The following is a 24,820-nucleotide window of genomic DNA, read 5'->3' as shown; positions in this document are numbered from 1 at the left end:
GATTTACTGCTCACAGCTAAGATCCACATCATAAAATCCTAATAAACAGCTATTTGGCTGGGGCAGCACATCAAACATTAATGCCCCTGGGATTTTATGTAAAATAAAGAACTGTTTTTTATCTTCTCGATCTTCTAATCTCAGTGTAATGAAATATTTTCCTTCATTAAATTTTGCCGGAAACTTAATTTTTAACGTGATAATTTTATTATCCGAAGATATCGGATAGATAGAAAACCATTGCCCCCCAATGCCCACCAAATTACTGGCTTGAATCACTGCGGAAAGGGAAGGAAGTGTTATATGAGGCGCAAACTTACAGATAATCTCTAGCTCAATGATATCGCCATAATTGAATAAGGCATAATGATGCTGGGTTGTTAAAAATCTAGCAGATAAAATTTCCCCTTCGCTGGTGCCATAACCTCCATCATTTTTTTTTTCAACCGCAGTATTAAAATTTTTATTTTTTTCTAGCGTATTGCGATTCTGCTCAGATCGCACATCCATAAAATAAAGCTCAGCCACATGCTCTGATTCCCCTTCTGCTTTTTTTTGCCCATTTTCTAGATAAATAGCGCGCTTACAAAATGATTTCACTGCACTCATATCATGGGAGACAAATAACAGCGTTGTCCCTTGAGTGATTAATTCCTGTAATCGATTTCGGCATTTAAACTGAAATACCGCATCACCTACCGCTAAAGCCTCATCAATAATCAGCACTTCAGGTTCAAGGCAAGTGGAAACAGCAAATGCAAGCCGCATGGTCATTCCTGAAGAATAAGTCTTGACGGGTTGCTCGATAAAATCACCAATCTCAGCAAAGGCCGCAATCTCATCAAAGCGACGCTCAATCTCAGCGCGGCTAAACCCCAGAATAACCCCATTTAGAAATACATTTTCCCGTCCAGTAAACTCAGGATTAAATCCACTCCCTAACTGAAGCAGTGCAGCAACCCTGCCTCGCACTGTAATTTCCCCAGCAGTAGGCGTTAAGGTACCCGCAATAAGCTGTAATAAGGTACTTTTTCCAGCGCCATTACGACCAATAATAGCGACTGACTCACCTCGGTAAACCTGTAAGGAAAGAGGTAATAGCGCCCAAAATTCACGATGTAACTTTTTCTTTCGCCCAAGAAAAGATTGCAGTAGGCGATCTTGAGGGCGCTGGTATAAGTGATAGCACTTACTGACGTTGGCCACATCAATTAAAATTTCTTCTGATGCAGCCTCTATTAAAGGCAAGGTCATATCACATCAGCAAAGCCCGCTCGGGTTTTCTGAAACCAAACATAACCTAGCCAAGCTATGAAAAAAGAAATCAATAAATAGATTAGGTAGCTCTTTAGTTCTGGAATTTCTCCACTGACAAATGTAGCTCGTACCTGCTCAATTACATAAGTAAGCGGATTAACATTTAAAATATACCGAAAGGGATCAGGCACTGAGCTTGCCGGATAAAAAATAGGTGAAAAAAAGAGCAAACCACTACTGGTAAAGGCTACCAACTGGCTCAAATCCCTAAAGTATACGGTTGTTGCTGCAATAAGCCACCCTAACCCGACCGCAATCAGACTTAATGGTAATATCAATAAGGGGACAAAAATAACCTCCAATGCCACACCTCCATGAGTAATACCCCAGATCATAATCAGTAATAAAAAACCGATAGTGGTATGAAATAAGCTCGATCCCAGTGTCACAATCGGGAGTATTTCAAGGGGAAAAATAACCTGCTTGACATAGCTAGGATTACCAATAATGAGCTGAGGAGCCCGCGTAATGCACTCAGATAACAATCCATGAATAATTAAACCGGCAAATAACACCAAAGAAAAATCAAAAATACTTTCTGCTGATAATCCCCAACGGGCTTTAAGCACGACACCAAATACAAAAGTATACATGGCTAGGGAAAACAACGGATTAAGGAAAGACCACATCAATCCAGCAAAAGATCCACGATAACGACCGGCTACTTCACTCCAGATGAGCTGAATAATAAGCTCTCGACTCTTGATCAATTGCCAAACTGCTGTCATAGGAGAAATAATAAATGTAGGCATAATTTAAATAATAAATGGCTTATCGCACTAAAATATTGGCACCTAACCAGCTTATTAACGTGTGTCTATAGTATTGAGCTTTACGAAGCTGTAGCTGCTCCAGTGGGTAAAAATCGTCGGTTAAAAGCATGCCTTGCCCTTTATCCACGGCTAGCTGTCTTCGTTCCAACCAAGCTACTTGCTTAAGTCTAAGTGCGCTTGTATTAAGATTGATGGAATGATTCGCTGCAAGGAAAACGAAATCATTAAAGTCCTTACCCGGTTCAGAAATAAAAACCAGCTGCTGTGGAAACACCTGTGCAATGGTTTTAGCTACAGAGGCCAACGCGGTATTCTTGCCCTCATCTGAGAAAGCCACAAAGTTCAATAGTAGAATACCTTGATCAGAGAGCAGTGATCGTAGTTCTTCTAGAGCCTCAACGGTCAATAAATAAGCGGGTTCTGAACCTCCCGTAAAGCAATCATGGATAATCAGATCATAAGATCCTTTCAAACGCCGAATCTCATAGCGGGCATCGCCAACAATACGCTTCCCCGTAGGCATAAAGCCAAAGTAGCGAGTGGCCACTTCAGCCACCGCTGGATTGATTTCTAAGGTATCGGTATTTATCTGATAGCGATCTTTTAAAGTGATTGCCATATGACCGGCCCCTTGACCCAGTAGCAAGGCGCGCTTCATATGAGGTACTAAAGCTGGGATTAGCTGCACGATGTCCTGGTAAGCAAGTCGATTTTCACCATGACTAATGCTAGCTGCCCCAATCACTGAAGCATCCACAGTCAGTAAACGAAGATCCCGCGCGGGTTGATCCATAACGCGCACCCAACCATATAGGCTTTCACGCTCAGATAAAATTTTGAAAAACTCACCGCCGGAGTAAATTTCAGACACATGTCTATCCGATCTAATCGTCTGTAGTGATAAATTTATCCCTAGAATCCCCAATATAATTGGCAAGAAAATAAGGGCGAATCTTAGGCGTTTTCTTTCGTAGAAAGCGACTGCTATCGCTAATAGTAATAAGGCCATACTCAGATCCATAAGAATTTCATAAGACCCTATCCTAGGAAACAAATAGAACCCCAAGAATAATGTTCCAGCTACGCCACCAAGGGTACTGGCAGCGTAGATCGAACCCACGCTAGTACCTACCCCCTCTAGCGTTAAGGTTGATAATTTAATGGCAAATGGCCCCACCATCCCTAACAGAGTCAAGCTTGGTGAAAATAGCACCAAGGCACTCATAAAAGCCCCTACACGCAAACCCAGCGGATCGGTAGCTAACAAAACAAAACGGGTTAACCAAGGGATTATCAGGATACATAAAGCAGCACTGGCAATAATAAATGCTAACCTAGTTTGCTTAACTCGATCAGCCCAGTACCCGCCTATAAAATAGCCTAAGGCCAAAGCAATCATCGTTACTGAGATCAAAGACGACCAGACGTAAAGGCTGGCACCATAAAAAGGGGCAATAATACGGGTTCCTAAAAGCTCCACTATCATTACTGCAGCCCCGGTCAAAAAAACAGTAAAATATAATCCTGCCCGCTCTAAGCTATTTACCGAAAGATGATGCATCGTTTCTTATCCTGACAGAGTTGATTTGGGCTGGGATAGATAATATTCCTTAATCCTATGGGGAGGTGTTTGTTACAGTATGGCCGCAGCTACTGAATACTGAGTTTCGGTTGTAGATAAGGACTCAACAGATAGCCTTCCAAGTGAACCTCCTGTTTTTCCTTGGATATCGACCCAAAAATGAGGTAAATCTAAATTCTGTAACCAAACCTGACCCTCTGTCTCTTTAAGCATAGCAATGGTAGAAGCGCTTCCAGCCACCACGCACCAATCACTCACCACCGTTACTGATGCTAGATGCCGTACTGGCCAACCCGTTTTTGGATTAAGTACATGGCCATAGCGTATATCTTCTAACACAATGCAGCGTTCATAATCACCGCTACTGGCAATGGCTCCTTCATATAATTGCAGCATCTCTATCGCAACCCCTTTATGATCAGGATGGCGAATACCAATTCGCCAAAGATCTCCATCTGGGCGCGGACCAACAATCTTAATATCTCCGCCTAAATTGACTAAACCATGGCAGATTCCTGCCTGTAAACCCAGCGAAACGGCTCTATCAGCCGCATATTCCTTCACAATACCGCCAAAATCAATTTCTATCCCTGGGAAAGGAAACTCAAGTACTGGAGGTTTCCAGTGCAGTTTTTCCCAGCCTATTTTTCCCAGTAACGCTTGAACTTGTTCCTCATTTGGTAATTTACCAGACTTAAAATCCCATGCTTGTCGCAAAATACCCGAAGTAATATCAAACAGCCCATCGCTTTGGGCATAGCAGGTGGCCGCATAATTTAATAATTCTGTAGTTTCCTTATCTACTGTTATATGACCGCCTGTCATTGCTACCCGATTAATAGCAGAAAGAAAACTATCAGAACGGTAGCGAGAATAACGGGCTTCTAAACGCTGCAGATCGGCAATAATCAGCCCTATAACTTGCTCAGCTTTATCTTGAGTTTTAGCATAAACCTGAATATCGCATGGAGTACCCATCGCTTTAAAAGCCCTATGGTAAAGTTTCATAGTATGCCAACAAATCAGTAATCCATACCGATTAAATTTAAAACGTATAATTCCACCACGCGATAAGCTCCCCTTTTTGCTCTAGCTGATAACCGTTGACATCATTATACGTAGGCTGTAACCACTCAACACCAAACCGATTACCCTGAAGCTTACCGCTTGGGACAACAGCATTAACACCAAAACCCACGTCCCAAGTACGGCTACCATAATTCTGAGGCCAATCACTTGGCATCGTGCCTATCGCTGGCAGGGTTTGCTTAAATTGGCCTCTAATTTTTCCTTCAGTGGTATAAAGCCCACGCAGGGTAAATGAGAGCCAATGTAACACGTTATATCCCCCCCAAGCTGTCGCCTGAAATATGTCACCCAAGGCATAGCCTGATGAATTTCTTTGCGTCCGTACAGTCCCATTAAGCTGCCCCCCCCAAGACCAACGATCTAATACTCCAGTATAAGTCAGGCTTGGAATAAAATCCCAAGTGCCGCTACCCAACTGCATATCATATTCTTTAAATAAGGGCTTACCAAAAAATGGGCTATTAGGATCTGTTTCTTGGGTAGGTGATCTCAGCCCAGAATCACCTGTTGGAGCGCTCACGCCTAAACCGATATGGAAATGATGTCTAGGGGCAGAAGAAGTAATATCAAACGGAGAGTCAAATAATTTAACTAAAGCCACTAATCGGGTATCAGCTACGCCTCCTGTGCTCATTTTCTTTGGGCCATTTGACATAATCATAGTTTGCCCTTGAACCGCTTGAGGTGCGCCCGGCATATCTGGCATATCCATATGCATATCCATGAACATGGGCATCACCATCAGATTTAACCAAGAAGTGGGTGCATACATGATATCAAGCATTTCCATAGCCATATTCATGTAGGTCGCCTTCATCTGGCAGGTAAATCCTTGGCTGCCATTACACGCATTATTAATAATAGCAGTATTATCAACCGGCTGAGTACCGTGTATGGTATCGCCCCCTTGATGGTTATAAAAATACCGTAGACCTACCATAAACTGGCCTGGAGTATCCATCATATGGCTAAATAGGACACCCGCCGGAGCCAGTGTATGCTCACCATGATTATTATGATCTTGATGAGCGTGTTTGCCGCCAGAGCTGATGCTATTAAAGGCTGATGATAAATTTACATTCATAAAAGCACTGGCGACATAATAATGGAAGTCGCCAAAGCTACCACTGCCCCCGCCGCCTAGAGTTAAGGCATTGGCATGATCAAAATATTCAAAATTTGCGCCGATATCTATTCCTCTACTAAATTCCTTATTGACGGTTAATCCACCGCTTAGAGTACCAAAAGCTGATAATCGATAATCGCTACTAAAAAACTGAGGCGTTGGTAGCGTACTTTGATTATTAAGCGCCTGTGCTAGCGAGATAGGAGTTTGGCTGCCAATAAAAAAGGGTTTATAAAAACTGGCAGCACTTTGGCTGTAATACCTAATATTCGGGGTTAAGGTCCAGCCATGGCCTAATGATTGTGCCCAAGAAGCACCAAAAGTATGAGCATCAATCTCCCAAGTATCATGAAAGAAATTATAGTTAAGCTTTAAGGCACCATTGACCTTGTCAAAATAACGAGAATAGCCCAACGCCCAAGTAAACTGATTACGTTCATTAGGCCGTTTATCATAACGATCATAAGACCATGCTTGCCCGGGCGTATCCAACGGAACTACAAATACCGCTTCCTTATAAGGATCTGACTGATAGCCAGAATTATTCGTATAAATAAATTGTGCCGTGAATATCGAATCTTTATCTAAAACCTGATTAACACCAAGATTGATAGAATAATCATTTCGGGTAGTATTGACTGTGGGCGACCAATCTGGAAAATCTGGATTAGATAACGTTACTAAATCAACTGCTGCTGAGTTCAACCTAAATGGATAGCGCTGCACGGTGATAGCATTGTTCGCATAGTTTACCCCCCAAGTTAGGGTAGTGAGCTTCTGATTAAAATCCGCAGTTCCACGCAGGCGAAAATACATGGAATCAAAGTCTCTTTCTTGGGAAATACCGCCTCCAAACTCTAAAGTAGAATCATCCCATTCATGGGTAAGCCCAAAATCCCCCTGTTTACGGGTTTCAGGTGAAGCTACCGCCATCATATGTACGACTTGGTTAGTCAATATCGTCTTATCAGTGCCAGGAATAAGTGCTAGGCCTTGGCCAGTTTCTGTATTAAAATTAACCACCCCGCCCCGAAGATTGGTAAAAGCTGAGGCACCCGTTTCGGCATTTGGATTAAATCGGGTCAACGCTGCGGGTGCAGTTGAAATGGAAGTCGCTCCTGACCAAGTATCTTGGATAAAATTACCGCGGAATGTGAGCCGATCCGTAAGGTCGATTTCCCCAAAAGCGTGCAAGGTATCTGCTCGAACAGTATTTGCTTGCGGTCTAAACGCATTCAGATTACCTCCGCCTTCCTGATAACGGCCATATTGAAAGCCAAATCGCCCCCCCTCAACGCTGGAGAAGATACTATTATCCTGAGCAAGATCAAATGGTCCTTCATCAATATCAGGCTCAGCCTGCGCTGAGGGTATGATTAACCCAGGTAAAGCCAGCGCCGCCGAGGTTAACGCTAATAAAGAGGAACTCCCCTGGCGATTAAACCGTTTGACTACAGAAATCGGTTTAATAACAGCCACAGGCTCCTCCCATAGTACTCGCGCTAGGCGCTCCAGCCGCCTCACGGGCACTAGTTACATGGCCGCGCAGAACATTCTGGGTGGGATAGGGATTTGATACCATTTCGGGCTTAGCAAGATTACCTCGCTCCCATGGAGCCACCGTACAACCCGATACCCATACCAGTAAAGCAAATAATAATGCTATTTTTACTCGTGCTATTTGTATCACTCGGCCGTGTTTTACCATATCCATAACTTTAATTTCTGCTCATACCGAGCTAGCTATACATAACAAAATATTTTCAACTATATTGAGCGCTATAGGGCAATGATTGCTATCAATATTTAGGGCAATAGCAAATCTCCTACAGCAAAGGCAAATCTTTCTATGGAACGATCCTAGATTTAGCTGCTGGTGCTCAACGCACTACTGCGTTTTTCAATCCCTCAGCTTTTCGAATGAAGTACATCCTTGTACTTTATTAATACAGAACTGATTAATATGTCTATCTATACAGATTAGAATCCATCAACCTAGCTCTCAGAAGCTTCCTCTTCTAACATCTGTTCTATTTTTGCTCGCAACTCCTTAGCATCTGAAGATCTAAATCCTAAATGAGCATGATGAATCGCCCCGTTTTTATCCACCAAAAAACAAGAAGGCATGCCTTTAAGACCAAACGATTTAGCGCATTTCTGACCCGGATCGGCTGCTATCTGAAAATGAGCCGGGATTTTACCTAAAAATTCTTGTGCATCTCCCCGTTTTTCATCCAAATTAACCCCAACGATCTGTAATCCACGATCGCCAAATTCGTGCTGTAGCTCATTTAAAAACGGAAATGATTTAGCGCAAGGAGAACACCAAGAGGCCCAAAAATCTACATAAACTACTTTCCCTCGTAATTGGCTGAGTATTATCTGATCCGAGGTATCAAATTTAGTTAATACACAATCAAGATCTTCCTGATTAACCCCAGCCGCAAAAACTCCTTGCGAAATCATTAACAAGCCGCTAATAACAATTAATCTTAATTTATTCATGATATTTCCCTAAATAATAACGAGATACGATTACGCCAAAATTTAGTTTTATCATCCCTATACTGAATACTTACTGATCCTGTATGGTAGTCAATGAGGTGCCCGTATGGCTGCCTTCGCTCGTCATACAATGATAGGTAAGCTGATAGTTTTTAGGCCCTTCTTTCAGCTTATGCACAAACACGTTAAAAGCCCCATTAGCGCCAGGCAAAATAGCTGCTGGCCCCGGTTGATCATCTAATCTATTTGGATCAGAAGCGGTAGCTGCCTTAATCATAGTTTCATTTTGGAACTGGGAAACTACGCTTATTTTACCGCCCCCCGCAGTCGTGGTCGCATCGAGTATCTGCGTTCTCAGCAGGCCAGTTTCCCCGCCAGGGCTGGTAGAGCACATGACTAAATAATAATCAGTTGCACTAGCATCCTCGCCTAAAGATCCCACTTGATCATGAGCTACTGCATTAGCATTGAATTTCAGTGCCGCTATTATGAATACAATTATTTGCTTATTTCTCATTATAAAAAATATTAATTAGCTAACTTAAAATAGGTGATCGCTATTGATCTTGTATGGTTTGTATTGAGGTACCCGTATGGACGCCCTCGCTGGACTGGCAATGATAAGTTACATTATAATCTTTCACCCCCTCCTTAAGCTTATGGACAAACATCAGAAAAATCCCATCTGCACCGGGCAAGATAGAGGCGGGGCCATTTTGGCCATCTCTTACCGGAGCAGAAGCGGTCGTGGCATCAATAATATTGTCACCATTGAATTCCGAAACCACACTTATCTTACCGCCTCCTGCAGTTGTAGTCCCATCCAGTATCTGAGTATACAATCGACCCGTTACACCCCCTGAATCAGTAGAACACTGGACCATGTAAAAGTCAGTGGCACTGGCCGGATCACCTAAAGTACCAATTTGATTATGGGCGAATACGTTAATGCTCCATCCCAATGCTATGACTATTAATACAACTCTTTGCTTACCCTTTAGTGCTATCTCATTCATGATAACCTCCTCTTTTGAAGGCTTTGTTAAGAAATTTTATACCGTCACTGATCTGCACTCATTGCTGAAATTTGATTAAGCTTCATCCTTGCTAAAGCACGTACATCTGAATTCCTATCGTTAAGGGCTGATTGCAACACATAAACATTTTCCCCGGCATTACTCACCGCCATCAAGCGTACATTCGAATCCCTATCCTGCAAAGCAGTATTTAATACAGATTCAATATCCGGACTATTGCGCCGTGCTAACCCAGAAATTGCCTGCTCCCTTACCCTGACGCTTTGATCCTGTAAAGCTCCTTTCATAATTTCTCTGATATCACCATCATCCGCTTGATCTACTAGGGCGAGGCGAGATAAAGCTTCTTTCCGATCTGCTGGCTTATCCGATTGGGAAAGCTTAAAAAGACCTTCAATTTCCTTGGCCGATAGGGCTAATTTACCCAGTGGAGGTGTTTTTCGCTGTTCATTCTGATCCATTGGACTACAAACAGATGAAGCGTGAGAGCTATCCTTCGAAAGTTGCTGTGGATTCGATGAGCTTGCACCTAGTACCCACACGGTTGCCAGTTGTGGCAGCGAGTTATCCGTGGCATTATCCGAATACTGATAGATTAGATTAACATCGTTGCCCAACGCACACTTAAGCACCTCTAAGGCGGTACCGGTGCAGGTTGCGGTGACTAGCTTTTGCGGCACCGATGAAACATGTAATTGGATTCCTGCTTGACTTTCAATAATTTTAAAGACCTGATCTATCGGCGCTTCCTTGACTTCTAGGTGCAAATTACCATTATTTGCGGGCGCTGCGTTTCCTTGTTTTTCCGAGTTATTAGAAATCTCGCCAAAACAGACCATCGAATAGATCAAAAATATTCCAGTCAGTAACGAAAATCGACCTGAAGACATATCAATCTCCAATGATTAGAAAAATCAAAGTTCCTACAAATCTTATCGTTGCTAGCCTAGCCTAATCTTCATTTTTTAAAATAACGCATTAAGGCTGAAAACCTGGAATAGGCAAAAATTGATCAATCGTATCAGCTGAAGGTTCTGCTATAGCTGTAAAACCCTTGCCACAATTTGAGGGCAGAGGGTTAGTGGTTAAATTCCGATTCACAATCAAAACCGGCCAAAAATTTGCGGCTATGGCTTCTCCTGCTGGACCGCTTGCAGGAAACATCGGGGTTGCTTTCCCTATCCACACATTGGCTCGCCGTGATCCTCCCTCTTGTGTACACCAATCCGCTATTGCAATCTGTACATTAAGCTGAGTGGCACAAGAGCTTGACACAAATTCCACGCCAGGAAACTTAAAGGGTATCACGCCCTGTAGATCTACCTGTAGCTGCTCGTTAGTGCCCTGACGGTCATTGTCGCTGTTAGTGTAATGAATCCCCCGAATCACTCCACTGATAGGCGCATCATCTGCTAATTCATTACTCATTGAATTATCTGTCATTAGCGCAGTTTTATCAAAAACATCCCGATATTGAAGCGCTGTTGGATCGATTACGCCATGGGAAATGTCAGCACCCACAAGCACATCCCCTAAGCTAATTGCCGCACCCGTATCAGCACGGGTATAGATATCATTAGGACCATTAGGGAAAGCCAGTGACTCAGCAATCACAGGAAGGAAAGGTTTAACCCCACTCACACAGCCATGGGCAATCACATCAGCCGTATACAAATCCACCCCCTCCTGCGCCTGATCTTTAATCGTGGTATGGGCTAATACTAACGGGCTTGCACTATATAAAGCAGTGAGCATAAACGCTAGCGTAATTATTTTCATCACAGCTCTTCCCTCCTATCTGCTGTCCATAAGAGTAAAATCTTACTAAGATTATTAAGCAATAATCATTCCATCTTTATTTTAATAATAAAAACAATAGATTAAATGTAATTAGATTAAAAATCATAAAATATTTATGTCATTTGGCGTAATTTATTATTAAAAATACGCCAAATGACGTATTAAATTAGAGACTACTTTTACTATCCCTTATTTAGATACAGCCCAAAGCTCATTAAATGAGCCTTAGGCAGCATATTACCTATTAAGGATTAAAGCCTGGAAGCGGCAGATATTCATCTATCGCATCAGCCGAAGGCTCTACTGTGACTTGATAACCCTTGCCACAATTTGGGGGCAGAGGGTTAGTGGTTAAATTCCGATTCACAATCAAAACCGGCCAAAAATTTGCGGCTATGGCTTCTCCTGCTGGACCGCTTGCAGGAAACATCGGGGTTGCTTTCCCTATCCACACATTGGCTCGCCGTGATCCTGTCCCTTGTGTGCACCAGTCTGCTATTGCAATCTGTACATTAAGCTGAGTGGCACAAGAGCTTGGCACAAAAGTCACCCCACTAAACTTGAAAGGGATAATTCCATTTACCAGCACTGGGGTTTCTGGCAGATCGCCATCAGTATAATGAAGTGCCCTTACTACTTGAGTTTGATCTGCTATCGGTACCATCGTGTCAAAAACATTTTTGTTTTGAATAGGTACAGGGTTAATCACACCATGTGAATACTTACCGCCAACTATCACACTCCCTAAGCTAAGCGTTCCCCCTGTATCAGAGCGCGTGACAATGTCATTAGGGCCGTTAGGAAATACTACCGATTGGCCGATAACATTAAGCATTTCTTTAGTACCCCCCGAACAGCCATGGGCGATGACATCAGCCGTATACAAATCCACCCCTTCCTGTGCCCGATCTTTAATCGTGGTATGGGCCAACACTAACGGGCTTGCACTATATAAAACAGAGAGCATAAACGCTAGCGTAATTATTTTTTTTATCAAAACAACTTCTCCTTATCTTTATATATTAAGAGTAAAATTTCACTAAATTACAGCTTATAACCCAGCAATAATCATTCCATTTTTATTTTTATAATAAAAACAATAAATTAGATATAATTTAATTAAAAATTATAAAATATTTACATGATTTGACGTAATTTGTGATTAACAGTGCTTTAAATGACATATTATTTAAAAATCACTCTTCTTATCATCAACACATATCACTAAATACTACAGCAGAAAAATAGCATCACTGAGGTTTTGAGTTTCCTATTTTGCAGGATGAACTGATTCAGTTTGAGTTGAAGCCTAAAAAAGTGCTATTTTTAGAAAATTTTTGCTTTTCGGCAAAAATATACTGATCCTTTCAATATGTTGATAGGATCCTCTAATTCTTATTAGTTTAAGGAATCAATATGCCAAAAGGAGCTTCATTTCTAACTGCCATTTTTATCCCTTTTCTCGCTGGAAATCTTGCTACCGCCGATGAACTTGAAACAAATGCTCAGAAACTGAGCTATATTATTGGCTATCAATTTGGCCAAACTATGCAGCAGCAGGGCATAGAGCTAGATAAAAAAGCATTGATGCTTGCCCTCGATGATGTATCAAACAAAAAATTAGCCCGACTCTCCCCAGAACAAGCCAAAGAGGTTATGCAGGCGATGCAACAAAAAGAGCAGCAACAACACACTCAACAAGCGGACAATAATAAAGTCGCTGGAGAATCCTACCTTAAAGCAAATAAAGCAAAAGAAGGAGTCGTTGAACTGCCTAGCGGGCTACAATATAAAATTATTCAGCCGGGCAACGGTAAAATACCTACTGCTGATGATACCGTTGAGGTTAATTATCAAGGTACGCTCATTAACGGCACTGAGTTTGATAGCTCATATAAACGGGGCAAACCTATTACCTTCAAAGTCAGTAATGTTATTCCTGGCTGGCAGGAAGCGTTAAAACTCATGCCGGTAGGCTCTAAATGGGAGCTTGCTATCCCGCCTAAGCTCGCTTATGGCGAACAGGGTGCAGGTCATGTCATCGGCCCCAATGAAACCCTGCTTTTTAATATTGAGTTGCTTAACATTAAATAATGTTCCAATCAACAAAGGGCTGTAGGCTTTGCTACCCTAGAAGGAGTACAGGAGGTATAACGCCCCCCAGCGAGATTGCGTATTTACTTTAGCGGCCAAATCGGTGAATGCAAATAAGCCGATAATTACGACACATAAGCAATTAACGCCGAATAAGCCGGTCTATCCCTGTAGAGGTGTACTTCCACAGGGATTGCACCTAGCGCAATGGACAAGCTAACATAAAAGATTCAGAGATAAAGATTAACCCACCCATCGGTGGAGTGCAGCGCTACAGCTCAGCCAGAAACCGTCCATAGGAAACGGTTAGTCCGCCATCCCTTAATTAGATGTCATAATTTTTTACAATAAATCCGCTATGTAAACCCAGCTCCGGACGTGTCTGGCAGCGACTCAAGCAGCGTTATTCTGATTTTTTGCCCTTTGAGATGTCAGATTCTTTAACACTCCTTAGAACATTATTGAAAGAGTAGCTACCTAGGGCATGCTAGGACATTAACTTTGGTAAGGGAACAATCATAAGCAACAACGTCAACGCAACGAGGTATGGCGGGTCAGCTACGTGGGTGAAAGGCCAGCTGCCGTTTTCACAAAATGTTTTTATTTATAATACTAAAAAAGCTACCAGCACTAAAAGAGTCAATAGCCATTATGGTCTCTGGGGTCTAGGCATTACAAATAGCTTTGTGGGTTTTCGCACGGCAAATGATAATCTTGGTTGGCTACAGTTCAAACTTACGCCAAGAGATTCATTAGGGAGTATCAATTCCCTAACCTTGGTGGATTGGGCCTATCAGTCAGTCCCAGGGGAAAGTATCCGCGCTGGCGATACCGGCACCCTATCATCAATGCCTGAACCTTCCAGCCTCAGCCTGATGGCCTTGGGTGCAGTCGGCATTGCAGCGCTGCGGCGGCGGCGACCACAGGAAAGCCACTCAAGCCAAATTCAGTCATAAATTTTAGGATAAAAGCAAATACAAAGGGAGAGAACCTATGGGCGAACGGCTTGCAAAAAAAGTGCTACTCATCGGCTGGGACGCGGCGGACTGGCGGGTGATTAACCCGCTGCTGGATGCCGGTAAAATGCCAGCATTACAAAGTGTTATCGAACGCGGGGTAATGGGCAATCTTGCAACCCTACACCCGGTACTCTCCCCCATGCTGTGGACCTCCATTGCAACTGGTAAGCGACCTTACAAGCATGGGATTTTAGGCTTCTCCGAGCCAATTCCGGATGGAACCAGGGTACGCCCAGTTTCCAACCTTTCCCGTAAAACCAAGGCACTGTGGAATATTTTGCATCAAAATGGGCTTAAATCCCACGTGATTGCCTAGTGGCCCAGCGCACCCGTCGAGCCCATTGACGGGGTCATGATCTCCAACCATTACCATCAAGCGATCGGCCCGCTTGATCAGCCGTGGCCACTCCCTCCCGGCACGGTACACCCAGCGCATCTGGCAGAGACCTTTGCCGATCTGCGTTTTCATCCCTTAGAGCTGACGGCGGAGGAAATTCTCCCCTTTATACCTAGAGCTGACGGCGGAGGAAATTCTCCCCTTTATACCTCGCGCCACTGAGATCGATCAGGACAAGGATAAGCGCCTTGGCATGGCCATGAAAACCTTCGCCGAGGCGTCAAGCGTCCACGCCGCAGCAACTTGGGCAATGGAAAACCAGCCATGGGATCTAATGGCCGTCTATTACGATGCTATTGACCACTTCTGCCACGGTTTCATGAAGTACCATCCACCACGGCAAGCCTACATCCCGGAGCATGACTTCGAGATCTACAAAGACGTAGTCCAGAACGGCTACCGCTATCACGATATGATGCTGGCGCGGTTACTAGAACTGGCAGGTGAAGATACGACCGTTATCTTGGTATCGGATCACGGTTTTCACCCTGATCATAACCGGCCAGCAGAGATTCCTAATGAGCCAGCTGGACCGGCCATTGAGCACCGAGATTTTGGCATTTTTGCTATGGCTGGCTCCAGCATTAAGCGTGATGAGCTGATCCATGGTGCGAGCCTGCTGGATGTGGCACCAACGGTGCTAACCCTGTTTGGGCTGCCGATTGGAGAAGATATGGACGGCAAACCGCTTGTGCAGGCATTTATAACTATGCCTGAAATTGACAGAATCCCAAGCTGGGACGCAGTCGAAGGGGATGCGGCGATGCATCCAGCTGAGATCCAGAGCGATCCACTGGCCGAACAGGCAGCACTACAACAGCTCATAGCGCTGGGCTATATCGATAAACTTGATGACAACCATGAACAGGCGATCGCTAGCACAGTACAGGAGCTGCGCTATAATCTGGCCCGCGCTTATATGGACGGTGATCGTCACGCCGAAGCAGCCGTAATCTTAAAAGAACTTTATACCAGTGCGCCGGATAATCACCGCTTTGGCGTGCATCTTGCTTTATGTTATCGGGCAATGAACTCAATCCGCTCCCTCGGCGTGCTGGTAGAAAAACTGTACCAGCGGCGTATCGAGCAAGCGCACACAGCGCAGGAAAAACTTAAGGAATGGAATACAAGGCTTGCTGAGCGTAAAGCTGAGTTAGGCAACATCAACAAGCCAGCAATAGAGCTGCTTGAGGAGAACGAGCGCTATGAGTGGCTGCGCCTACGCGGCGAGGCCTTAATTTCAGTCTATGATGTTGAGTACTTGCGCGGTTATGTCAAGATGGCTGAGGGCGATTACCGCAGTGCACTGGTGCATCTGAGTACCGCAGAAAAAGCAGAGCCACACCATCCTGGCCTGCACCTTCAGATTGGCGAGGCCTATCTCAGACTCAGGCGCTATACTGACGCTGAGCGTGCATTCAAGAAAGCGGCAGCCATTGACTCAGAAAACGCTCACGTGCATCTGGGCCTAGCGCGTAGCTATCTTGGCCGTAATCGAACGAATCAGGCAGCTGAGGAAGCTATCCGGGCAATTAGCCTGACTTATCACTTTCCCCTAGCCCACTACGTGCTCGGGCTCGCATTGGTGCGTCTCAAGCACTATGACAAGGCAGCTGAGGCATTGGAGGTAGCCGTTGCGATTAACCCTAACTTCCATCAGGCCCACCTACGCCTAGCGCGACTCTATACCCAGCGACTGAATAAACCAGAAAGGGCCGCTGAGCACCAACGCCTCATGCAGGCAATCCGCCAAGCCACTCGCCGTCGCCGCACAACTCCACAAGATGCCGTTACACCAGCAGTACCCGTCATATCTTCTGCTCCGCCTACCACCCATCTGGCCATACATCGCCCAGCGGGCGAGGATAATCAACCCTTTATCACTGTAGTGACTGGGCTACCGCGGACGGGCACCTCAATGATGATGCAGATGCTCGCTGCGGGCGGGCTGCCGATGCTCACTGATGGTCAACGAGCTGCAGATATGGATAATCCACGGGGTTATTATGAATACGCGCCAACGACTCTTTTACGCACTGAGCATAGCTGGATTAAAGACGCCATGGGTCACAGCATCAAGATTGTCGTGCAATTACTGCCGTTTTTACCCTCAGAATATCAATACCGGGTAATATTCATGCGTCGCAATCTCGATGAGGTACTCGATTCGCAAAGGATTATGCTGGAGCACCTCAGCCACAAAGCTGCCTCCATACCACCTGAACAGTTACGGGCAGTATTTCAGCAGCAGCTTCGCCAGATTGAGCTATGGCTGGTGGAGCAGTTGAATATCCGGATCTTATTCATTGACTATGGGGGTGTATTGCAAGACCCCGCTGCCACTGCAACAGCAGTCAAAGCTTTTGTCGGCGTAAATTTAAAACTAGATGCTATGATCCCATCTGTAGATCCGATGTTGTATCGGCAACGGCGCGAGATACTTACTTCGGATAAGATACCGCTCACTTTACAGGCCGGCTAGAAGGTTGTTCCGTAGCCATACACGCTTTCAGTGCTGGCCAGATATTATCCAGCATAAGAGACTGCGCTTCAGCCCGAGGGTGCAGACCATCGGGCTGCATCAATTCAGGTCGGGTAGCAATTCCACGCAAGATAAAAGCAGCCGTTGTAATCTGATATTGATGTGCGAGATCTACAAATAACTGCTGAAACTGCTCAGTATACCTAGGCCCATAGTTAGGAGGCAGATACATACGGACTAACAATACCTTAGCATTATTTCCCTGAGATTGTTCTATAATCTGAGAGAAATTCTGCGCCATCTCTGTCAATGAAATTCCCCGTAATCCGTCATTCCCCCCCAATTCAACGACCACAATCTTTGGTTGATACCTATCCAGAAGAGAATCAAGACGAGTCAGGGCACCGCGGGTAGTTTCTCCACTAATACTGGCATTAATGACGTGATAAGCGTAGCCTTTATCTATAAGGCGATTCTGGAGCTGAGCTACCCAACCTTGATCTACCTGCTCAAGGCCATAACCAGCGCTTAGGCTATCTCCCAGAATTAAAATAACTGGCTCCATTGCGGCCCCAATGGCTGGAGTTTGAAGCAACAAACCAACAAACAATCCTAATTTAAATATGGCAGACAATGATTTCATCATTCGTGCGGAATACCTCACTAAATGCGTAACAAGCCCAGAAGGTGGCTTACTCACTATATTAGATAATATTAGTTTTTCTCTTGCCTCAGCTCAAGCGCTGGCCATTATCGGCACTTCCGGCTCAGGCAAATCAACGCTACTTGGATTATTGGCAGGTCTAGATATCCCAACAACTGGGCGGGTTATCCTAGACGGTGTCGATCTTCAAACCCTAAATGAAGATGAACGGGCTAAGCTACGCAGTAATCGGGTCAGTTTCATCTTTCAAAATTTTCACCTCTTGCCTAACCTCACCGCTTTAGAAAACGTTATGCTACCCCTAGAATTAGGAAATTATTCCCAACCCAGAAAAACCGCCCTTGCTGAGATTAAAGCTGTGGGTCTTAAACATCGATCAGATCACTATCCCAACCAACTCTCAGGAGGGGAACAGCAGCGGGTGGCTATTGCTCGGGCTTTTGCTTCTCGCCCTCAAATCCTCTTTGCTGATGAACCTACCGGAAATTTAGATGGTAAAACGGGCGCTAAAATCAAAGACTTACTTTTTGCCATGAAACGAGAACATAAAACTACCTTAATACTCGTCACCCATGACAAAACCCTAACTCAATATTGTGATCGCACCTTAACCCTAGAAAATGGCCGCTTAATAACCTTTAGCCGACGGTTTTTATCTTGGAATAGATTCAGTCAATTACCCGCCCTTAGAGAAAACTAGTATGAAGGCACTCATATTTTCTCTTGCTGCTTTAAAGCGGGATTGGCGCTCTGGCGAAATTAGATTAATTGCAGCCGCTCTTATAATTGCTGTTAGCGCCGTAACCACGGTTAATTTTTTTGTTAATCGGTTACACCAAGCTATGGAGATAGAAGCTGGAACAGTCTTAGGGGCTGATTTAGTTATAGAATCCCGCAGCCCAATTCCAGAAAATCTTAAGCATAAAGCCCAAACCCTAGGGCTAGAAACAGCCCGAACCCTGTCTTTTCGCAGCATGATTCCGGCTGGTGATAGACTACAACTTGCAGAAGTCAAAGCTGTTGAAGGGCATTATCCCCTACGGGGAGATTTAATGGTAGGAGAAACTCCGCTTGTACCTCCGGCCACAACGAGGGAAATTCCAGCACCTGGAACAGCGTGGATCGATTCTCAGCTCGCCCAAACCCTTAATCAAGCGGTAGGCAGTAAAATTGAGCTAGGACAATTATCCTTAATGGTAGGCAAAATATTGCTACAAGAGCCGGATCGAGGAAACCAGTTATTCACTATTGCACCCCGGTTACTGATGAATTTGGAAGATGTAGAGCGTACCGGTTTATTACTACCCGGCAGCCAAATTTATTATCGCCTTTTGTTAGCCGGCACTCATCAAGAACTTTTACGCTATAAGGAATGGGCCAAAGACCATATTCCAGAAAATGCTCAGATGGTAAGTGTGGGGGATAATCGACCCGAATTACAGGCGACACTCCGGCAGGCTAACCAGTTTCTTACCTTAGCCGCGTTGACAAGCGTTTTTTTGGCCGGTATTGCGATTGCCATTGCTGCGCGGAGATATGCCACACGACATCAAGATAACAGTGCAATCATGCGCTGTTTAGGCGCAACCCAAAGATTTATCCTTCAAACCTATACGTTAATCATGCTTTGGCTGGGATTAATAACCAGCTTAATGGGCTGTTTAGTAGCTTGGCTCGCACAATCCCTCCTTGCTTATCTGGGCAGTCAATTTTTTGGAAACCTCCCGCCTGCGTCCCTATGGCCGTTCTTCGTAGGTATCTTAACGGGCTTGGTTGCGTTGCTTGGCTTTGCCTTACCTCCCTTAATACAGCTTAAAGAAGTCCCGCCTGCTCGGGTACTACGCCATGATAGAGAGATCTCTCACCAGCGCACCTATATTATCTATTTAGGTGCACTTATTGCAGCGGTTACTCTGATGCCTTGGCAATCTGGGGAAACTTCATTAACCCTATACGTACTTGGCGGTAGTGTTTTTACTGCTTTAATTTTGGCTACCTGTTCATGGTTACTTATCAAGGGATTAAAATTACTACGATCCCAAGTCGGGATAGCTTGGCGTTACGGTTTCGCCAGTGTGGCCCGCCGAGCAGGAAACAGTATCGTACAAACCATTGCCTTAGGGCTTGGAATCATGGTCATGCTGCTATTAACTACAGTACGATCCGATCTATTAGCCCGCTGGCAGGCTAGCCTACCTCAAAACGCTCCTAATCATTTTGCAGTGAACATTCAACCTAGCCAAGTCAAAGCTGTTGAAGCTTTTTTCACTCAGCATCACCAAGTCACCTCTCAGCTTTATCCTAATATTAATGGCCGCTTAATTGCCATTAACCATACCCCTATAGAGGCTATACACTATAGCGATCGCCGAGCACAGAATTTAGTAAAACACGAATTTCACCTAACCTGGTCTCATGATCTCCAAGCTGATAACCGAATCATCGCCGGCCATTGGTGGTCTACCCAAGAAACAAGTACCGAGCAATTCTCAGTAGAATTGGGCCTTGCACAAACATTAGGGATCCATCTTGGTGATTTTCTTACCTTTCAAACGGTTAGCAAAAGAATTATCGCAAAAGTAACGAGCCTACGTGCCGTTGAATGGAGCTCATTTAATCCCAATTTTTTTGTTATTGGATCTCCTCAGCTACTGGGTGATCAGCCTAGCACTTACTTGACTAGCTTTTATTTACCAGAGGAGAAAAAACCTCTTCTCACTACTTTAGTACAAGCATTTCCCAGCATTACTATCCTAGACGTTGCGGCGTTGATGCAACAGATCAGAACCGTCATTGACCGAGTCACTTTAGCCGTTGAATTTATCTTCATTTTTACTGTGGCAGCAGGATTAACCGTACTGTTAGCGGCTATTCAATCTACGAATGATGAGCGACTCTATGAAAGCGCCGTATTTCGCACTTTGGGCGCCAACAAAGGCACTATTTTACGCGCTTTGGTAGCAGAGTTTATTTCCTTGGGGGCAATAGCTGGAGCAGTAGCGGCAATAGGGGCAATGGCCATTGGCTATCTACTGACCCATCACGTACTGCATATGGACTTTCATTTTAATGGTTGGCTATTAGTATTTGGCCTGTTAGCGGGTAGCCTTGGGGTCAGTATTGCTGGAGTTTTAGGCACACGTTCAGTGCTGCAAATCTCACCCTCTCAAACCCTACGCAATACTTATATCTAAACACTTACCTTAAATTTAAAAATCTAAGAGGAAACTACACCCGATAATTTCTTGACTCCATCTCCATAAATAAGGCTTTGGCCAACGCAGAAAAGAGGATTTCGTGCCAACTCTCCATTCTATGGATTACTTTGGCTATTTTCTTGATTTGATAAACTTTGGCATACGGCAATTGCCTCACTAAATTCTTTGAAGATATTATGCCGCCCTATAAGCTCAATAATTCCCGCCTTCTCAAGCTTAGCCTCCACTCGGCTGTTTGCACCTGTGAGCATGACCCGCACTTGACGTTTTTGTAAATCGCCAACGACCTCCTCCAAGCTTTGAAGTCCAGTAATATCGATAAAAGGCACCCAACGAAGGCGAATAATCAGCACCTGTGGCTCAGTATGCGTATTTGCTAGGGCGCGCTCGAAGTTCTCAACCGCACCAAAGAAAAAAGGGCCATCTACTGTATAGGCCAATACCCCAAGAGGTAACACGGTTGCTAAACCATTGTGGGCAAATTCTCGACGTAACTCCTGCTCTGTCGCCTCCCGCACATCAACACTCATCGCCATACGGCGTAGAAAATGAAGCGTAGCTAGGATGACTCCAACATTGACAGCTACAATTAAATCAGCAAATACCGTCAATCCAAAGGTGATTAATAAGATGACCACATCTGCCGGTGGGGCACGCTTCACTATTTTGATAAAACGCTTAGCTTCACTCATATTCCAAGCAACAATAAACAAAATGGCAGCTAAGACTGCAAGCGGAATATGAACCGCCAACGGCGCAAGAAACAGTACAATTAACATTAAAGTTAGCGCGTGCACGATTCCAGCCAACGGACTAGTCCCTCCGTTACGGATATTCGTTGCGGTGCGGGCAATTGCACCTGTTGCCGCAAACCCACCAAACAAAGGAGCAGCAATATTAGCAATTCCTTGGCCAATAAGTTCTTGATTAGAGTCATGGCGCGTTCCAGCCATACCATCAGCAACTACGGCCGAAAGTAGCGATTCGATAGCTCCTAGCATCGCTATCGTGAAAGCCGGCCCGATCAGCTCAATGAGACGTGCTGCTGTAATCTCAGGTATATGAAATGAGGGTAGATCTTGTGGGATACCTCCAAAGACGCTACCAATTGTGGCTACTCCCTCAAAATTGAATATTGCTTGCAACGTAGTTACAACTATTAAGGCGGGTAGGAATCCGGGTACTCGCCGCAAACCTGGGATCTTAGGTGTAAAAATAACCAGCAATATCGATAATACTGCAAGTACTGTTGTAGTTAGGTGCAAATGGGGTAGGTTCTGTAACAATTGCCATAATTTTTGATGGAAATACTTTCCCATTGTCATCTGAGGCAACCCAAAAAAATCCTGCCATTGTCCCACCCAAATAACGACTCCAATTCCAGAAGTAAAACCGACAATGACTGGATCAGGAATAAACTTAATAATCCCACCTAAGCGAGCGAATCCCAATAGTAACAATATAATGCCTGCCATAAGGGTAGCAATTTGCAAGCCACTAATGCCGTATTTAGCCGTGATCTCAGAGAGAATAACGATAAAAGCACCCGTTGGGCCTGCGATCTGCAATGAACTGCCCCCAAAAGCCGAGACCAGAAAACCCGCAATAATAGCTGTATATAAACCCTGTTCAGGTTTAACACCTGAAGCAATTGCGAAAGCCATGGCAAGTGGTAGAGCTACGATACCTACAACAACACCTGAGATGATATTAGGCAACCAATGCCGCCGATGGAACAAACCTGCGCGATGCGCTTTAAATAGAGCAATCATAAAAAATTATAAGAATCGTTAACTGAATAGCAGCCAATATCCTATCCCTAGTGAGCAAATACCATCAATTTAAATGCGATCACCATGCCATGCTAACGCAGCTGAAATTGAACACCAATCCCCACTGCGCTCACTTTATTTCCGGTAACACCCGGAGTCCAAACCCTTCCCTTGCTATTAATATCTCCATACTGATAAAACAGAGAAATCCTAGCATCGTACCCATGAATAATGTAATTAAGGCCTACTTCAACCTCATCCCGGTTTGAGCTATTCACCGGCTTATCATCTGTCCAACGTACATAAGGCTGAAATTGACCAATCAATATTTTTTGAGAAAAAAGATAGAGAGCCGCCGCCATATAGGCGTTTCCTTCAAAGATACAAAAGCAACTTGAATTGGACAAAGCCGCTTGATTTAAGCCGGGGGCAAAATATTTATACTCGCCATTTAAAGTTAGTACATCTTTATTAGGCAGGAGTTTTTCCAGCAGCAGATCGGTATCCATACCTAAAAAATCGGCTGGATTTTCAGTGGTTCCTGCTCCATTTTCTTGGTATTGAACAGAAGCACCCATCGTTAAAATATCTCCTGCCGTACCATAATAGGTGCTGCTTAAATAATAGCCTGGATTTTGCTCTACATTCCAAAAATTATAACTTACCCGACTTGCAAAAAGCGGGCTGATCCCTAAATTATCCCGACCACGAAGCCCGCGAAATAAACCAGCTATATAGGTAAATCTTTTTTCTGAACCTAAGTGACCCCAAATGTTCATACCTTCATCACGGCCAAATCTTCCCGCTTCACGATTCTCACCCGAAAAATCAGAGGGGTAGAAAGGAGTTCGGTTAAAGGTAAAAATATCCTGAAAAAAAGGACCGCTGAGTTCTCCCCGGTCTGCTGGGGTTAACATACGTCCTAGCCAAACATTAAAATAATCCTTAACTTCAAACTTAAGAATACCATCTAAGACCTCAGTATCTCCTGTCTGATCGCAGTTAGCACATTCAGTGTTAAATTCAAATTTAATATATCGGTGCAGCTGGCCATTGACATAAATACGAAAATTATTAACCTTACTCGGGTTGATAGACCAGTGATCGCCTTTTTTTCTTAAACTGCCGTTCTCCACTTCCTCAAAGCTTGATTGTATCCCTCCTCCAAGGCTGATCCAGCGAGTATCATCAAATTTATGGTGTAAACCCTTATACTCAAAAGCCGCTTGAGCTAAACTAGAAAAGCATAAAATACTTAAAAGAAAGCAGGTAATACCTAATGGATAACCTTTTTCCTTTTGGTAACTCAAGCTCGTTAATCATCGAGATAAAAAATAACTAGAGAATTACACTAAGCGGTCAGCATCCATAAGCCAGCCCCAGCAAAGAAAACCCCTAAGGCGCGGATAAGAGAAAAAAAGCGATCAGGTAAAATATTTGCTAGCCCAAAACCGGTGCCATGTAGCCCGATAGTAGATAATACAAAGCCAACAATAAACCCAGCTGGATTAGCTAGATCGGGAATTTCTATCCCATGGGCATAGCCATGATTAATAGCAAATAAAGCTATCATAAGCACTGAGATCCTCAATGGTAGATGTACCGCTAACGCCACTAATAAACCCAGTGCAAGCACAGAAACAGCAATCCCATTCTCTATAAAAAGCAGCGGAATATTCAAATACGCACTTAATAGACCGCCCATTAGCATAGCGATAACAAAAGTAGCCGGTACAATTAAACGTGCTGCTCCTTGTTGTTGAGCCGCCCATAAACCCACCGCAAACATAGCAATAAGGTGATCAAAACCAGTGAGTGGGTGTAATAGACCACTGACAAAACCAAAACTCTCATGACCAAAATGGCCTGGATGAGCTAAAGCTACGCCAGAGAACAGTAGTAATGCCGTAATATATAGAAGTTTTTTTGCACCCATCATAATCCT

23 protein-coding genes are annotated in these 24,820 nt (G+C 44.2%); 6 read left to right on the top strand and 17 right to left on the bottom strand.

The window, feature by feature from the left end:
- Positions 1–3 precede the first annotated feature (3 nt).
- The 12 genes from TAO_RS04135 to TAO_RS04080 form a co-directional block, all read right to left on the bottom strand.
- Positions 4–1,254: an ABC transporter ATP-binding protein gene (locus tag TAO_RS04135; protein ID WP_096526751.1), complete on the bottom strand. Its 1,251-nt coding sequence runs from the start codon at positions 1,252–1,254 to the stop codon at positions 4–6.
- On the bottom strand, positions 1,251–2,069 hold the full coding sequence (locus tag TAO_RS04130; protein WP_096526750.1) for an ABC transporter permease: 819 nt from the start codon (positions 2,067–2,069) through the stop codon (positions 1,251–1,253). The genes TAO_RS04135 and TAO_RS04130 overlap by 4 nt, the downstream gene beginning before the upstream one ends.
- A 19-nt stretch (positions 2,070–2,088) precedes the next feature.
- A complete protein-coding gene (locus tag TAO_RS04125; RefSeq protein ID WP_096526749.1) occupies positions 2,089–3,651 on the bottom strand; it encodes a fused MFS/spermidine synthase in 1,563 nt (520 codons plus the stop codon).
- Between the two features lie 72 nt (positions 3,652–3,723).
- On the bottom strand, positions 3,724–4,680 hold the full coding sequence (locus TAO_RS04120) for an FAD:protein FMN transferase (RefSeq protein WP_096526748.1): 957 nt from the start codon (positions 4,678–4,680) through the stop codon (positions 3,724–3,726).
- Between the two features lie 37 nt (positions 4,681–4,717).
- Positions 4,718–7,366, bottom strand: a complete 2,649-nt coding sequence (locus TAO_RS04115; protein WP_231910575.1) for a DUF3570 domain-containing protein — start codon at positions 7,364–7,366, stop codon at positions 4,718–4,720.
- Positions 7,353–7,601, bottom strand: coding sequence for a DUF4266 domain-containing protein (locus TAO_RS04110; protein WP_231910574.1), 249 nt, complete (start codon positions 7,599–7,601; stop codon positions 7,353–7,355). Before TAO_RS04110 ends, TAO_RS04115 begins: the two co-directional genes overlap by 14 nt.
- Positions 7,602–7,882: 281 nt before the next feature.
- Positions 7,883–8,392 carry a TlpA family protein disulfide reductase gene (locus tag TAO_RS04105; RefSeq protein ID WP_096526746.1) on the bottom strand — a complete coding sequence of 170 codons (510 nt, stop codon included), beginning with the start codon at positions 8,390–8,392 and terminating at the stop codon, positions 7,883–7,885.
- 70 nt (positions 8,393–8,462) lie between these two features.
- Positions 8,463–8,909: a hypothetical protein gene (locus TAO_RS04100; RefSeq protein ID WP_096526745.1), complete on the bottom strand. Its 447-nt coding sequence runs from the start codon at positions 8,907–8,909 to the stop codon at positions 8,463–8,465.
- Between the two features lie 40 nt (positions 8,910–8,949).
- Positions 8,950–9,408 carry a hypothetical protein gene (locus TAO_RS04095; protein ID WP_096526744.1) on the bottom strand — a complete coding sequence of 153 codons (459 nt, stop codon included), beginning with the start codon at positions 9,406–9,408 and terminating at the stop codon, positions 8,950–8,952.
- Between the two features lie 44 nt (positions 9,409–9,452).
- Complete coding sequence (locus tag TAO_RS04090) at positions 9,453–10,319, bottom strand: HEAT repeat domain-containing protein (RefSeq protein ID WP_096526743.1); 867 nt, start codon at positions 10,317–10,319, stop codon at positions 9,453–9,455.
- Positions 10,320–10,407: 88 nt separating this feature from the next.
- On the bottom strand, positions 10,408–11,208 hold the full coding sequence (locus TAO_RS04085; protein ID WP_231910657.1) for a hypothetical protein: 801 nt from the start codon (positions 11,206–11,208) through the stop codon (positions 10,408–10,410).
- Between the two features lie 265 nt (positions 11,209–11,473).
- The gene (locus TAO_RS04080) at positions 11,474–12,226 is read right to left on the bottom strand and encodes a hypothetical protein (protein ID WP_231910573.1); all 753 of its coding nucleotides are present in this window, start codon (positions 12,224–12,226) and stop codon (positions 11,474–11,476) included.
- 419 nt (positions 12,227–12,645) lie between these two features.
- On the opposite strand from TAO_RS04080, the gene TAO_RS04075 reads away from it, so the two are divergent.
- The 3 genes from TAO_RS04075 to TAO_RS04065 all read left to right on the top strand — a co-directional run bounded on the left by TAO_RS04075 (position 12,646) and on the right by TAO_RS04065 (position 14,658).
- Positions 12,646–13,323 carry an FKBP-type peptidyl-prolyl cis-trans isomerase gene (locus tag TAO_RS04075; protein WP_096526741.1) on the top strand — a complete coding sequence of 226 codons (678 nt, stop codon included), beginning with the start codon at positions 12,646–12,648 and terminating at the stop codon, positions 13,321–13,323.
- Positions 13,324–13,889: 566 nt separating this feature from the next.
- The gene (locus TAO_RS04070; protein WP_096526740.1) at positions 13,890–14,279 is read left to right on the top strand and encodes a PEP-CTERM sorting domain-containing protein; all 390 of its coding nucleotides are present in this window, start codon (positions 13,890–13,892) and stop codon (positions 14,277–14,279) included.
- 37 nt (positions 14,280–14,316) lie between these two features.
- A complete protein-coding gene (locus TAO_RS04065; RefSeq protein ID WP_096526739.1) occupies positions 14,317–14,658 on the top strand; it encodes an alkaline phosphatase family protein in 342 nt (113 codons plus the stop codon).
- A gap of 224 nt (positions 14,659–14,882) precedes the next feature.
- Here TAO_RS04065 and TAO_RS10140 read toward each other — a convergent pair whose 3' ends face one another.
- On the bottom strand, positions 14,883–15,005 hold the full coding sequence (locus TAO_RS10140; protein WP_408607621.1) for a hypothetical protein: 123 nt from the start codon (positions 15,003–15,005) through the stop codon (positions 14,883–14,885).
- Here TAO_RS10140 and TAO_RS04055 point away from each other — a divergent pair.
- Positions 14,990–17,221 carry a tetratricopeptide repeat protein gene (locus TAO_RS04055; RefSeq protein WP_408607620.1) on the top strand — a complete coding sequence of 744 codons (2,232 nt, stop codon included), beginning with the start codon at positions 14,990–14,992 and terminating at the stop codon, positions 17,219–17,221. The two genes, TAO_RS10140 and TAO_RS04055, sit on opposite strands and share 16 nt — an antisense overlap.
- Here TAO_RS04055 and TAO_RS04050 read toward each other — a convergent pair.
- Positions 17,202–17,867: an arylesterase gene (locus tag TAO_RS04050; RefSeq protein ID WP_331712983.1), complete on the bottom strand. Its 666-nt coding sequence runs from the start codon at positions 17,865–17,867 to the stop codon at positions 17,202–17,204. The genes TAO_RS04055 and TAO_RS04050 overlap by 20 nt on opposite strands.
- Between TAO_RS04050 and TAO_RS04045 the strand changes: the two genes are divergently transcribed.
- Positions 17,845–18,585, top strand: a complete 741-nt coding sequence (locus TAO_RS04045; protein ID WP_096526736.1) for an ABC transporter ATP-binding protein — start codon at positions 17,845–17,847, stop codon at positions 18,583–18,585. The two genes, TAO_RS04050 and TAO_RS04045, sit on opposite strands and share 23 nt — an antisense overlap.
- Before the next feature lies 1 nt (position 18,586).
- Positions 18,587–21,079: an ABC transporter permease gene (locus TAO_RS04040; RefSeq protein ID WP_096526735.1), complete on the top strand. Its 2,493-nt coding sequence runs from the start codon at positions 18,587–18,589 to the stop codon at positions 21,077–21,079.
- Between the two features lie 119 nt (positions 21,080–21,198).
- Here TAO_RS04040 and TAO_RS04035 read toward each other — a convergent pair whose 3' ends face one another.
- The 3 genes from TAO_RS04035 to TAO_RS04025 form a co-directional block, all read right to left on the bottom strand.
- Entirely contained in the window at positions 21,199–22,875 is a 1,677-nt protein-coding gene (locus TAO_RS04035; RefSeq protein ID WP_096526734.1) for a SulP family inorganic anion transporter, read from the bottom strand.
- Between the two features lie 92 nt (positions 22,876–22,967).
- Positions 22,968–24,185: a hypothetical protein gene (locus TAO_RS04030; protein WP_096526733.1), complete on the bottom strand. Its 1,218-nt coding sequence runs from the start codon at positions 24,183–24,185 to the stop codon at positions 22,968–22,970.
- A gap of 41 nt (positions 24,186–24,226) precedes the next feature.
- A complete protein-coding gene (locus tag TAO_RS04025) occupies positions 24,227–24,814 on the bottom strand; it encodes a HupE/UreJ family protein (protein WP_231910572.1) in 588 nt (195 codons plus the stop codon).
- Positions 24,815–24,820: the final 6 nt, after the last annotated feature.

This window comes from Candidatus Nitrosoglobus terrae, from assembly GCF_002356115.1.
GTDB classification, from domain to species: domain Bacteria; phylum Pseudomonadota; class Gammaproteobacteria; order Nitrosococcales; family Nitrosococcaceae; genus Nitrosoglobus; species Nitrosoglobus terrae.
Note: the sequence above shows the minus strand (reverse complement) of the source record. Positions and strands in the feature narration are given on the sequence as shown.